We start from the raw sequence: 12053 nt of genomic DNA on the forward strand, positions 1-12053 counted from the left end.
GATGCGCCCAGCCCTGCTCAATCCGTTGTTTGCCCAGGTCACGACGCTTTCGGGCGTGGGCCCGAAGCAGGACAAGCTGCTGCGCTATCTGCTCGACCGCAGCGAGACGCCGCGGCTGGTCGACCTGCTGCTGCACCTGCCGGCGAGCGTGATCGACCGCCGCGCCCGGCCGAAGATCCGCGACGCCGCGGTCGGAACCATGGTGACGCTGGAGGTCACTGTCGATCGCCATCGTCCGCCGCCGCCGCGCAATTCGCGCGCGCCCTACCTCGTCTATGCCAGCGACGACACCGGCGATGTGGTGCTGACCTTCTTCCGCGCCCAGCCCGGCTATGTCGAAAAGCTGCTGCCGGTCGGCGAGAAGCGTTACGTCTCCGGCACGCTTGCGATGTATGACGGCATCCCGCAGATCGTGCATCCCGACCGCGTCATCGATGAAGCCGGCTTCGCAAAACTGTCCGGCATCGATCCGGTCTATCCGCTGACCGAGGGGCTGGCGATCGGCTCGCTGCGCCGCGCGATTGCGCAGGCGCTGACCAAGCTGCCGGATCTGCCGGAGTGGATCAGCCCCGAGGTGCTGCGCCGCTGCAACTTTCCGCCGATCCGGGAGGCGCTGACCCGCGTCCACGTTCCGGTGGAGCTCACCGACATCCTGCCCGACGGCCCGTTCTGGTCGCGGCTGGCGTTCGACGAACTGCTCGCCGGCCAGCTCGCGCTGGCGCTGATCCGCGCCACGCTGCGCCGTCCCGCCGGCGTCCGCAATGCCGGCGACGGCCATCTGCGGCGAAAGATCATCGATGCCCTGCCCTATGCGCTCACCAAATCCCAGCAGGAGGCGGTTGCGTCCATCATCGCGGACCTGCAACAGCCGGTGCGGATGCTGCGCCTCGTGCAGGGCGATGTCGGTTCCGGCAAAACCGTGGTGGCGCTGCTGGCGGCCGCCGCCGTCGCCGAGGCCGGCAAGCAGGCCGCGCTGATGGCGCCGACCGAAATTTTGGCGCGCCAGCACATCAAGACCATCGCGCCGCTGGCCGAGAGCGCCGGCATGCGCGTCGCGATCCTCACCGGCCGCGAGAAGGGCAAGGAGCGCCGCGAGCTGCTGGCGCGGCTGGAGGCCGGCGAGATCGATCTGCTGGTCGGCACCCACGCGCTGATCCAGGACGACGTGATCTACAAGGCGCTGGCGCTCGCCGTGGTCGACGAGCAGCATCGCTTCGGCGTACGAGAACGGCTCGCGCTGACCTCGAAGGGCGAGGCCGTCGACGTGCTGGTGCTGAGCGCCACGCCGATCCCACGCACGCTGGTGCTGACATATTTTGGCGACATGGACGTCTCCGAGCTGCGCGAAAAGCCCGCCGGCCGCCAGCCGATCGACACCCGCGCGGTGCCGATGAGCCGGATCGAGGACGTCATGGACGGCGTCGGCCGCGCGCTCGGCGCCGGCAAGCTGGTGTACTGGATCTGCCCGCTGGTCGACGAGTCCGAGGCCGAAGGCACCGAGCATCTCACCAACGCGACCGAACGTTTCGAGAGCCTGCAGCAGCGGTTCGGCGATCGCGTCGGCCTCGTGCACGGCCAGATGAAAGGCACCGAGAAGGATCGCGTGATGGCGCAATTCGCCGCGCACGAGATCGGGCTCCTGGTCGCAACGACGGTGGTCGAGGTCGGCGTCGACGTGCCGGCGGCAACCATCATGGTGATCGAGAACGCCGAGCGCTTCGGGCTGGCGCAGCTGCATCAGCTGCGCGGCCGCATCGGCCGCGGCTCGGAGGCCTCGACCTGCCTGCTGCTCTACAAGGAGCCGCTCGGCGAGATGTCGAAGGCGCGGCTGAAAGTGATCCGCGAGACCACGGATGGCTTCCGGATCGCCGAGGAAGACCTCAAGCTGCGCGGCGAAGGCGACGTGCTCGGCATCCGCCAGAGCGGCCTGCCCGGCTATCGCATCGCGCGCTCCGAGGTGCACGGCCAGCTGATCACCCAGGCCCGCGACGAGGCGCTGCGGATCATGAAGGACGATCCGAAGCTGAAGGGCGAACGCGGCGAAGCGCTGCGCGTCCTGCTCTACCTCTACGAACGCGACGAGGCGGTGCCGCTGATCGGGGCGGGCTAGCCACCAGCCCCGTCATTGCGAGCGAAGCGAAGCAGTCCATCCCTCCGCATACGTGGGGCTATGGATTGCTTCTTCGCTTCGCTCCTCGCAATGACGGGGATAGAGCGGAGGCCCCTACTCCACCTTCGCCGGCGCGGGCTGTGTGGCCGGCTGCAGCGAAGCCTGGTTGGCGATCCGCGCGGCATTGGCCATGCCGGCGAGCGCCGCGGCGCGCTTCTGATCGGCGGTGCCGCCGGGCTGCACCACGCCGGCCGACATGATCAGCGTCGCCGCATCCTCGGTGCTCATCTCGATCTCGATGATCTTGCTCTTCGGCACGTAGAAGAAGAAGCCGGTGGTCGGGTTCGGCGCACACGGCAGGAACACCGAGATGTGCTCCTCCTCGCCGGGCAGGCTGGCGGCGAGCTCGGCGCTCGGCGCCTGCGAGATCAGCACGATCGACCACATGCCGGGCGACGGAAACTCGACGAGGCCGACGCGGCGGAAGCTCGAGCCGTTGCCGGAGAACAGCGTCTCGAACACCTGCTTCAGGCCGCGATAGATCGCACGCACCGCAGGAATCCGGCCGAGCAGCCGTTCGCCGAGATCGACCAGGGTCCGCCCGATCAGGTTGGCCGTGAGGAAGCCGAGCAGCGTCAGCGCGATGACCGCGACGATCAGGCCGGAACCGGGCAGCCCGAACGGCAGATAGGTTTCCGGCCGGTAGGCCGTGGGCACGAACGGGCGGACCAGATTGTCGACCCAGTTCACGAACCACCAGGTCAGATACAGGGTGATCGCAACCGGCCCGGCCACCACCAGGCCGGTCAGGAAATAATTGCGAAAACGCGCCATCAGCCCGCGGGGGGCATCCGGGGGCAAATCACCCGTGACGGGAGGCACTTGATTGGAGGTCATTGCGGTTCCAAGGTCGTCGATGCGGCGTCGAAGCGGCCGTTGTCCACCACCCAGCTAAGCCATTCTGACGCATTTTTGAAGGGCCCGTGTGACGGGCCCCCTTGCGACTATTCGACCGTGACCGATTTGGCCAGATTCCGGGGCTGGTCGACGTCGGTGCCCATCACCACGGCGGTATGATAGGCGAGCAGCTGCACCGGAACGGCGTAGACGATCGGCGCGAACGTCGCCCCCATGTCCGGCATCACGATCGTCACCAGCGACTGGATGGTCGCCTCGGCGGCGCCCTTGGCGTCGGTCATCAGGATGATCTTGCCACCGCGGGCGGCGACCTCCTGCATGTTGGAGACGGTCTTCTCGAACACCTTGTCATAGGGCGCGATCACGACGACCGGCATGTGCTCGTCGATCAGCGCGATCGGGCCGTGCTTGAGCTCGCCGGCGGCGTAGCCCTCGGCATGGATGTAGGAGATTTCCTTCAGCTTCAGCGCACCCTCCAGCGCCAGCGGATAGCTGGTGCCGCGGCCGAGATAGAGCACGTCGCGCGACTTCGAGATCTCGCGCGCCAGCTTCTCGATCTGCAACTCGGTGGTCAGCGCTTCCGACATCAGACGCGGGATCTCGACCAGGCCGTGCACCAGCTTGCTCTCGTCGGCATCGGACAGCTCGCCGCGCGCCTTGCCGGCGGCAACCGCCAGCGAAGCCAGCACCATCAGCTGGCAGGTGAACGCCTTGGTCGAGGCGACGCCGATCTCGGGACCGGCCAGCGTCTGCAGCACGGTCTCGCTCTCGCGCGCGATCGTCGAGGTCGGTACGTTGACGACCGACAGCGTGTGCGCGCCCTGCGACTTGGCGTAGCGCAGCGCCGCGAGCGTGTCGGCGGTCTCGCCCGACTGCGAGATGAAGATCGCAAGGTCGCCCTTGCGCAAGGGCGCCTCGCGGTAGCGGAATTCCGAGGCGACATCGAGCTCGACCGGCAGCCGGGCCAGCTTTTCCAGCCAGTATTTGGCGACGAAGCCGGCATAGCTCGCCGTGCCGCAGGCCGTGATCGAGACGCGCTGGATATCCTTGAAGTCGAACGGCAGCTTGACCGGCATGGTGACGCGCTCGGTCGCCATGTCGACATAACGGGCGAGCGTGTGCCCGACCACTTCGGGCTGCTCGTGGATTTCCTTCGCCATGAAGTGGCGGTAGTTGGCCTTGTCGACCAGCGCGGTCGCCGTGGTGTGCTTGATCGCCTCGCGATGGACGATGGCGTTGTCCTTGTCGAAGATGGTGGCGCCCTTGCGGTTCAGCACCACCCAGTCGCCGTCTTCGAGATAGCTGATCGTGTCGGTGAACGGCCCAAGCGCGATCGCATCCGAGCCGAGATACATCTCGCCCTCGCCATGGCCGACCGCGAGCGGCGGGCCGTTGCGGGCACCGATCATCAGATCGTCCTCGCCGGCGAAGATGAAGCCGAGCGCGAAGGCGCCGCGCAGCTGCGACAGCACCGCCCTCACCGCCTCGACCGGAGCGACGCCGCCCTTGAGCAGATTGTCGACCAGATGCACCACGACCTCGGTGTCGGTCTCGGTCGAGAACACCGCGCCCTTGTGCTCGAGATGCTCGCGCAGCTCGCGGAAATTCTCGATGATGCCGTTATGCACCACGGCGACGCGTTCGGTGGCGTGCGGATGGGCGTTGTTCTCGGTCGGCCGGCCGTGGGTGGCCCAGCGGGTGTGGCCGATGCCGGTGTGGCCGCCGAGCGGCTTGGCCTGCAGCCGCGTCTCGAGGTTCTTCAGCTTGCCCTCGGCGCGGCGCCGCGCCAGGACGCCGTTCTCCAGCGTCGCGACTCCCGCGGAATCATAGCCGCGATATTCGAGCCGCTTCAGCGAATCCACCAATTGCTCCGCGACCGGAGCGCGTCCAAGAATGCCGACGATGCCGCACATGCGGTTCAATGTCCCCAAAAATCGCCGAAAATTTGCCAAAGCGGCGACACGGTCCCTTAACGGGAATCGCCGGCCGCAAGATACTCAATAATTATTGCCGATTGCGACAGTCTTAAGCGGCAAGGTAGATGCGAAAGGCTGGTTAATCGGGGCTAACTAATTTGGCAAGGGCGTGTCGGAGGGACTGGCCGGCACGGGCCAAGGTTTCGCCTGCCAGACCAAAGTCCATTGTTGACCCGCGCCGCACGCAGGCGCGCTGACCTCGACACGAACCACAATGAAGCTTTCGCGATCGGTCACACCGAGCCGACAGGTGTTGCCACGGACGTGCACTGGGACACTCGTCCGTTGAGTTCGGCCGGCATCAACGCAGCATTAACGCCTTTCGGCGAGGGTGCCGCCGCGGAGGTAGCCCGATGCAAACTGCGCATGATCGCGAGGCACGTCGCCTCGATACGCTCGCGGAACTCGACATCCTCGACACGCCGCGTGAACTGGCCTTTGACCGCCTGACATCGCTGTGCCGCAAGATGTTCCGCGTCCCGATGTCGACGATGACCTTCATCGACGGCCATCGGCAATGGTTCAAGGCCTCCGACGGGCTGGACCTGCGCGAAACCGACCGGCGGCCGGCGCCGTGCAATTTGACCATTGCGCTGGATGAGCCCCTGGTCGTCCCCGACATGCTGCGCGATGCGCGCTTCGCAGACAACATCTTCGTCCGCGGGGCGCCGTTCGTCCGCTTCTATGCCGGTGCACAGCTCAAATTGTCCGGCGTCGTGATCGGAAGCCTGTGCGCCATCGACACACGCCCGCGCGATGACTTTGACGCCGAAGCGACCGGCATGCTGGTCGATCTCGCCGCGATCGCGGTCGACGAATTGAAGTTGCGGAACCTGTCGATGCAGGACGGCCTCACCGGCTGCTCCTCACGGCGCGCCTTCCGCGGTGAAGGCGAGCGGCTGACCGCGCTGGCGACACGCCATGTGAGCCCGCTCTCCTGTGCGGTGCTCGATGTCGATCACTTCAAGCAGGTCAACGATACCTATGGGCACGCCGTCGGCGACATGGTGCTGGCGGCGGTCGCGGATGCCGCGCGCTGTGCGCTGCGCGGCTCCGACGTGATCGGCCGGCTCGGCGGCGAGGAGTTCGGCATCCTGCTGCCGCACACCCGGCTCGACCAGGCGATGGGCGTGCTCGAGAAGGTGCGCGCGGCCGTCGCGGCGACCCGGATCGAGACTCCGGCCGGCACGATCGCTGTCACCTGCAGCCTTGGCGGCGCGGTGCTGTCGCCGGGCAACGGCTTCGACGACATGCTGCGTAACGCCGACCTTGCGATGTACGGCGCCAAGCAAGGCGGCCGCAATCAGGCGCTGGCCTGGGTCGAGCGGGCGCCGTCGATTGCGCCGACCGCGCGGCGGGTGTTCAAGGCCGGCACGATCAGCTTCAACGCCGGCCATTCCACGATCGACTGCACGGTGCGCGGGCTGTCGCGCGACGCCGCTACGATCGAGGTGCTGTCGACCTCGGGCATCCCCGAACAGTTCAAGCTCGCGATCGCCGCCGACGCGCTGTCGCGGGCCTGCCGGATCACCGCGAAGGCCGACAACCGGATCGAGGTTGCCTTCACTTGAGCGGCGGCGCGGGATTATCTCCAGTCGTCATTCCGGGGCTCGCGAAGCGAGAGCCCGGAATCCATTTCACCACTCGTTACGGGGCCTGACGGATTCCGGGCTCGCGCCAAGAGGCGCGCCCCGGAATGACGAGAGAATGGCGGTCTGCGTTTGATAGCAACCCAGGCGTCCGTTCACGACGCCCTAATGTTCCACCCGGTAGAGCCGCCAGCGCTCCGGCACACCCTTGAGCTGATGCGCGCCGCGATCCTTGAAACGGATTTCCGACTCCAGCATCAGGTCCTTGACCGCGCTCGAGACCAGCACCTCGCCGGCACGTGCCTTGGCGGCGACGCGGGCGCCGATGTGAAACGCGAGACCGATCACCTCCGCGCCGCTGACCTTGTATTCGCCGGCGTGTAATCCCACCCTGATCTCGAGCCCGAGCGTGCGCACGGCCTTGACGATCGCGGTCGCGCAATTGATTCCGGCGGCGGGCGCGCGGAACGTCGCCAGCACGCCGTCTCCCGTCGTCACGACCTCCTTGCCGCGCAAGGCCTTCAGCTCGCGGCGAACGGCGGCGTAGTAGTGATTCATCACCGTTGCCCAGCGCGAGTCACCCAGCCGCGCGGCTTTTTCGGTGGATCGGACGATGTCGACAAAGAGGATCGTGGCGAGCGCCTGTTTGAGCTCCGGGCCTCGGTCGGAGGTCCGACGCCGGTTCGCAATATTTCCAGTCAGCGGTTCATAGCTATGGCTGCGTCGCCGCGCGATGGCTGCCTTGGTGTAGTCCTGGGCGCGCGGCACCGTGCGGCAGCGAATGGTTTTTTCCTGCGGTGGAAAAGTCCAGTAGACCTTTCGCCCGGTTCCGGCGCCCTGAACCTCCACGGCGCCCCATTTCAGGAAGACCGTCGAGCCGGTCCGTCGAATGCACCATGCCTTCGACGTGTATCCGGACACGTTCGACTGATGGACTCCGATGCGGAGGAATTTGGGCATGAGCGTCCGGCCGATCGAACGAGCTCTTTAGAGGCTTACCTAGGGTAAACCGTAGCCAGACATTCCCGCGTTGGCAACAGGACTGGTGAGCAGCGATCCAATCACCGGTCTGCGATGTCGGCAGCGACGGACGGAATCATCTCGTCCTGTGCTTTCGCAATTCGCAATTCCTCATCGCGAAAGCGTGCCGGGGTCAGCCGGCTGCGGTCGACCGTCAGGCCAAAGATGTCGAAGCGGTTGTAGTAGCCGACCACGTCGTGAAACTGCTTCGGCTCGACGCAGCGGTTGAGATCGATCTCCGCATAGGCGATCCCTTCCTGGTCCTGCAATTCGTCGCCGAAGACGCTGCCCGTCGGATCGACGAAGAAGCTCGCCGCCCGTGGCGTCCGGTCGATCACGTCCGCGATGGTTCTGTCGCGGTCAATGAGGAAGGCCCGCATCTCCTGGTCCATATAGCCGGCGGTGACGATCCCGAAGACCTTGGCTTCGAAGCAGTGCGCGCTGGCGCGGATGCGGTTGGCGGCGACATTGTCGAAATTGCCGCCGCCTGCCGGGCGGCGGGTTGGCCACATCGGCGGCCAGCTCGAGATGTGGACCTGCTCGCCCTGCGCCATCAGCGTGAAGCGGGCCAATGGATTGGTGTTCTCGCCGCAGATCAACCCACCGATCCGGCCCTGCCGGGTCTCCGCCACCTTGAGGCCGGCACCGTCGCCCGACGACCACACCAGCTTCTCGTAGAAGGTCGGCACCAGCTTGCGGTGATGGACCAGGATTTCGCCGGTCTCGCCGATCAACAGGTTCGAGTTCCACAATCCGCCGACGCTGACGGCCGAGCGTTCGCTGATGCCGATCGAGACGGTCACGCCGAGGGCGCGCGCCTCGGCGCAAAGCCGCGCCACTTCCGGCCCGTCCACCAGCACCGACTGCTCCGCCATGCGCACGAACAGATCGTGGTTGTCGATCGGAGGCCACAGCGCGGCCCACACCGGAAAGGCGGGAATGTAGGTTTCGGGAAATGCGATCAGCTCGGCGCCGGCCCTGGCCGCCTCGCGCATGATGACGATCGCCTTTTCGGTGGTCGCCCGGCTGTCGAGGAAGACGGGTGCGGCGTGCACGGCGGCAGCCTTGAAACGAGGGAGCATGGCGAAGATTCCGGCTGGAGCGTTTTCCCGCGAAGTGGATACCGGTTCGCGCGAAGAAAACGCGTCAAAACAAGATCTAGAGTTCCGTTCCGATCCTATCGGAACGGAAAAGCTCTAGGACTGGAGAGGCGAAGCGGTATCATCCCGGCCTTCCCGGCATGCATCGGAATTGTCGCAAGGTCGGTTGCGAAGGATCGGAACCGCCGGGCGTTGGAACGGGAATTGCTTTACTGACAGGGAGCCGCAATCCGGAGGCAGGTCATGTTCGATACGATCAACTGGGACGATCTGCGGGTGTTTCTCTGCGCCGCCCGCGCCGGGAATCTCAGCCAGACCGCGAAGCGGCTGCGGCTGGACCATTCCACAGTGAGCCGGCGGATCGCCCAGATGGAGGCGTCCCTCGGGGTTGCGGTATTCGAACGCCACCGCACCGGGCTCAAGCTCAACGAAGTCGGCGAACGGCTGTTGCGCCATGCCGAGCGGGTCGAGAGCGCGGTGATCGCCATTCGCGAGGAGGCCAGCGCCAGCGACACCCAGGAACTGGTCGGCACCGTGCGGCTCGCCACCATGGAGGGGATCGCCTCGCTCTATCTGGCGCAGCGCTTCGCCAAGCTACGGCGGACCGCGCCGCAACTCACCGTCGAACTCGTCACATCGGCGCAGACGGTCTACGTGCACAAGCGCGAAGCCGACCTGTTCGTGTCGTTCTTCCGGCCGCCCGGTCCGGGCCTGATCTCCGAGCGCATCGGCAAGTTTCGGCTTGGGCTGTTCGCAAGCCAGAGCTATCTCGACCATCACGGCATGCCGGCAAGCCTGCGCGACCTCGGAGATCATTGGTTCGTCTCCTATATCGAGGACCTGATCCAGGTCGATTCCGTGCGCTGGCTCGCCGACGTCATCGAGGAGCCGAAGGTCGCCTTCCACTCGAACAGCATGATCGCGCAGATGAACGCGGCGGCGGGCGGCCTCGGCATCGTGATGCTGCCGAGCTTTGCCACCAACGACCGGCCCGACCTCATCCCCGTGTTGCCCGCCCTCGCCAGCACTGTTCGCGAGGTCTGGCTCAACGTCCATAGCGACCTGCAATTCGCCCCGCGGATCCGCGCCGTTCGCGCGTTTCTGAAGAATACCCTGAAGCAGGACCCCGACATGCAGGTCTCGCTGGCCGACGGCGTGCCGCAGGCGCGCACGGCAGATTGCAAAAATCCATAATTCCCTTCCCTCGGAGCCCGGCTGAAGCTCGTCCGATTGGCGCATGGTGGGGGCGCAAAAGCTTGAGGGGGCCGAACATGAATGTGGGAATTTCCGGCAATGCCGATCCGGCGCCGAACGTGGGCGCCAAGAAACTGGCCAAGAAACTCGCCAAGCGGCGGCTAACAGTCGCACTCGTGCTCAGTGCCGCGATGATCGCGATCTATTTCGGCTTCATGGGGCTGTTCGCGTTCGACAAGCCGCTGTTGGGCACCATCCTGATGCCCGGCCTGTCGCTCTGCATCGTGCTCGGCCCGCTCGTCATCATCTCGTCCTTCGTGCTCTGCCTGATCTACGTGCTGTGGGCGAACCGGGTGTTCGACGCCGGCATCCGCGACCTTCGCTAAAGGGGCAGAGCAAGATGGGCAGCAGCACGCTTTCGATCGGGTTCTTCTTCGCCTTTATGGCATTGACGCTGGCGATCACCTATTGGGCCGCGCGGCGCACGCGCACCACCGAGCACTTCTTTGCCGCCGGCGGCCAGGTCACGCCGTGGCAGAATGGCTGGGCGCTCGCCGGTGACTTCCTGAGCGCCGCCGCCCTGCTCGGCATTGCCGGCATCGTCACCTCGAACGGCTTCGACGGCATGATCTATTCGATCGGGTGGCTGGTCGGCTGGCCGATCATCCTGTTCCTGATCGTCGAGCCGCTGCGCAACGTCGGCCGCTTCACCTTCGCCGACGTCGTGGCCTATCGGCTGCGCCAGCGCCCGGTACGGCTCGCCGGCGCAGTCGGAACGCTGGCCGTCATCCTGTTCTACCTGATCGCGCAGATGGTCGCGACGGGATCGCTGATCAAGCTGCTGTTCGGCCTGCCCTACACCTGGTCGGTCGTGGTGGTCGGCAGCGTCATGCTGGTCTATGTGCTGTTCGGCGGCATGTTGGCGACGACCTGGGTGCAGGTGGTGAAGGCCGCGCTGCTGATGGGCGGCGGCATCCTGCTCGCCTTCCTGGTGCTGACCCATTTCGACATGAACCCGCTCAAGCTGTTCGCCGCGGCGTCCGAGAAATACGGCACCAAGGTGCTGCAGCCGGGATCGAAGGTGGTCTCGGGCCAATGGGACGCGATCTCACTCGGGCTCGGCCTGATGTTCGGGACCGCCGCGATGCCGCATGTGCTGATGCGGGCCTATACGGTGAAGGATGCCAAGGCCGCGCGGCTGTCGATCCTCTATGCCACCGGCCTGATCGGCGTGTTTCATCTCATGGTGTTCATCATCGGCTTCGGCGCCATGGTGCTGGTCGGCGCCGACGCGGTCGCAAAGGCCGGCGGCGGCGGCAACATGGCAGCGCCGCTGCTCGCACTCACCGTCGGCGGCAATGCCTTCTTCGGCTTCATCTGTGCGGTCGCGTTCGCGACCATGCTCGCCGTCGTCGCCGGGCTGACGCTGTCGGGCGTCGCCACGCTCTGCCACGATGTCTGGACCAATGTGATCCGCGACGGCACCGCTTCCGAGGCCGAGCAGCTCAAGGTCGCACGGGTCGCGACCGTGATGATTTCGATCTTCGCCATCATTCTCGGCATCGCGTTCGAGGGCCAGAATGTCGCCTTCATGGCGGGCCTTGCGTTCTCGATCGCCTGTGCCGCCAATTTCCCCTCGCTGGTGCTCGCCATCACCTGGCGCCGCTTCACGACGCCCGCAGCCGTGGCGAGCATCCTCGTCGGCACGTTGAGCTCGCTGGTGCTGATCTATCTGTCGCCGACCATCCAGGTCGACATCCTCGGCAAGCCGCTGGCGGCGGTCGAGCATCAATGGTGGTTCGTGTCGCTGCGCAATCCCGCGATCATCAGCATGCCGCTGTCCTTTGCGGTTGCCATCCTGCTGTCGCTGGCGACGCGGGAGAAGAACGCCGATCTCGCCTTTGACGAGATGCAGCAGCGCATCCTGTTCGGACCGGTCCAGCACGACACCGATGAGCCCGCCCCGGCGAAGAGCGCGGCGTGAACCGCGGCGCACTCACCGACCGCGCAAAATATTCAGTGTCGTCCCGGCGAAGGCCTGGACCCTTAACCACCGATGGTCATTGCTTCACGGAGTTGGGACGACGAGTCGCGCCTCCAACTTCGGCTGCGGAGTATGGGTCCCGGCCTTCGCCGGGACGACGTC

General features: G+C 65.9%; 9 protein-coding genes. 5 read left to right on the forward strand and 4 right to left on the reverse strand.

Annotation, left to right across the window (positions count from 1 at the left end; genetic code table 11):
- Position 1 precedes the first annotated feature (1 nt).
- Positions 2-2110: an ATP-dependent DNA helicase RecG gene (gene recG / locus BRSPCE3_RS09595; RefSeq protein ID WP_244065544.1), complete on the forward strand. Its 2109-nt coding sequence runs from the start codon at positions 2-4 to the stop codon at positions 2108-2110.
- Between the two features lie 114 nt (positions 2111-2224).
- Here the strand turns inward: recG and BRSPCE3_RS09600 are convergent, their stop codons facing one another.
- Both BRSPCE3_RS09600 and glmS read right to left on the reverse strand, forming a co-directional pair.
- Positions 2225-2944: a DUF502 domain-containing protein gene (locus BRSPCE3_RS09600; protein ID WP_375709882.1), complete on the reverse strand. Its 720-nt coding sequence runs from the start codon at positions 2942-2944 to the stop codon at positions 2225-2227.
- Between the two features lie 170 nt (positions 2945-3114).
- On the reverse strand, positions 3115-4941 hold the full coding sequence (gene glmS / locus BRSPCE3_RS09605; RefSeq protein WP_244065546.1) for a glutamine--fructose-6-phosphate transaminase (isomerizing): 1827 nt from the start codon (positions 4939-4941) through the stop codon (positions 3115-3117).
- Between the two features lie 416 nt (positions 4942-5357).
- Here glmS and BRSPCE3_RS09610 point away from each other — a divergent pair, with 416 nt between their 5' ends.
- Positions 5358-6575, forward strand: a complete 1218-nt coding sequence (locus BRSPCE3_RS09610; RefSeq protein ID WP_244065547.1) for a sensor domain-containing diguanylate cyclase — start codon at positions 5358-5360, stop codon at positions 6573-6575.
- Between the two features lie 183 nt (positions 6576-6758).
- Here the strand turns inward: BRSPCE3_RS09610 and BRSPCE3_RS09615 are convergent, their stop codons facing one another.
- Positions 6759-7553 carry an adenylate/guanylate cyclase domain-containing protein gene (locus BRSPCE3_RS09615; RefSeq protein WP_244065548.1) on the reverse strand — a complete coding sequence of 265 codons (795 nt, stop codon included), beginning with the start codon at positions 7551-7553 and terminating at the stop codon, positions 6759-6761.
- 101 nt (positions 7554-7654) lie between these two features.
- Complete coding sequence (locus tag BRSPCE3_RS09620) at positions 7655-8695, reverse strand: carbon-nitrogen hydrolase family protein (RefSeq protein WP_244065549.1); 1041 nt, start codon at positions 8693-8695, stop codon at positions 7655-7657.
- A 261-nt stretch (positions 8696-8956) separates the two neighbouring features.
- On the opposite strand from BRSPCE3_RS09620, the gene BRSPCE3_RS09625 reads away from it, so the two are divergent.
- The 3 genes from BRSPCE3_RS09625 (at position 8957) to BRSPCE3_RS09635 (ending at position 11891) form a co-directional block, all read left to right on the forward strand.
- Positions 8957-9907, forward strand: a complete 951-nt coding sequence (locus tag BRSPCE3_RS09625) for a LysR family transcriptional regulator (RefSeq protein ID WP_244065550.1) — start codon at positions 8957-8959, stop codon at positions 9905-9907.
- A 77-nt stretch (positions 9908-9984) separates the two neighbouring features.
- Positions 9985-10293 carry a DUF485 domain-containing protein gene (locus BRSPCE3_RS09630; RefSeq protein WP_244065551.1) on the forward strand — a complete coding sequence of 103 codons (309 nt, stop codon included), beginning with the start codon at positions 9985-9987 and terminating at the stop codon, positions 10291-10293.
- 14 nt (positions 10294-10307) lie between these two features.
- A complete protein-coding gene (locus BRSPCE3_RS09635; protein ID WP_244065552.1) occupies positions 10308-11891 on the forward strand; it encodes a cation acetate symporter in 1584 nt (527 codons plus the stop codon).
- The last annotated feature ends 162 nt before the right edge of the window (positions 11892-12053 follow it).

It is taken from the genome of Bradyrhizobium sp. Ce-3, assembly GCF_022835695.1.
Lineage (GTDB): Bacteria > Pseudomonadota > Alphaproteobacteria > Rhizobiales > Xanthobacteraceae > Bradyrhizobium.

Bases quoted from the DNA above. Each gene is read 5' to 3' on its own strand.
- recG (WP_244065544.1), top strand. From the start codon at position 2: ATGCGCCCAGCCCTGCTCAATCCGTTGTTTGCCCAGGTCACGACGCTT.
- BRSPCE3_RS09600 (WP_375709882.1), bottom strand. From the start codon at position 2,944: ATGGCGCGTTTTCGCAATTATTTCCTGACCGGCCTGGTGGTGGCCGGG.
- glmS (WP_244065546.1), bottom strand. From the start codon at position 4,941: ATGTGCGGCATCGTCGGCATTCTTGGACGCGCTCCGGTCGCGGAGCAA.
- BRSPCE3_RS09610 (WP_244065547.1), top strand. From the start codon at position 5,358: ATGCAAACTGCGCATGATCGCGAGGCACGTCGCCTCGATACGCTCGCG.
- BRSPCE3_RS09615 (WP_244065548.1), bottom strand. From the start codon at position 7,553: ATGCCCAAATTCCTCCGCATCGGAGTCCATCAGTCGAACGTGTCCGGA.
- BRSPCE3_RS09620 (WP_244065549.1), bottom strand. From the start codon at position 8,695: ATGCTCCCTCGTTTCAAGGCTGCCGCCGTGCACGCCGCACCCGTCTTC.
- BRSPCE3_RS09625 (WP_244065550.1), top strand. From the start codon at position 8,957: ATGTTCGATACGATCAACTGGGACGATCTGCGGGTGTTTCTCTGCGCC.
- BRSPCE3_RS09630 (WP_244065551.1), top strand. From the start codon at position 9,985: ATGAATGTGGGAATTTCCGGCAATGCCGATCCGGCGCCGAACGTGGGC.
- BRSPCE3_RS09635 (WP_244065552.1), top strand. From the start codon at position 10,308: ATGGGCAGCAGCACGCTTTCGATCGGGTTCTTCTTCGCCTTTATGGCA.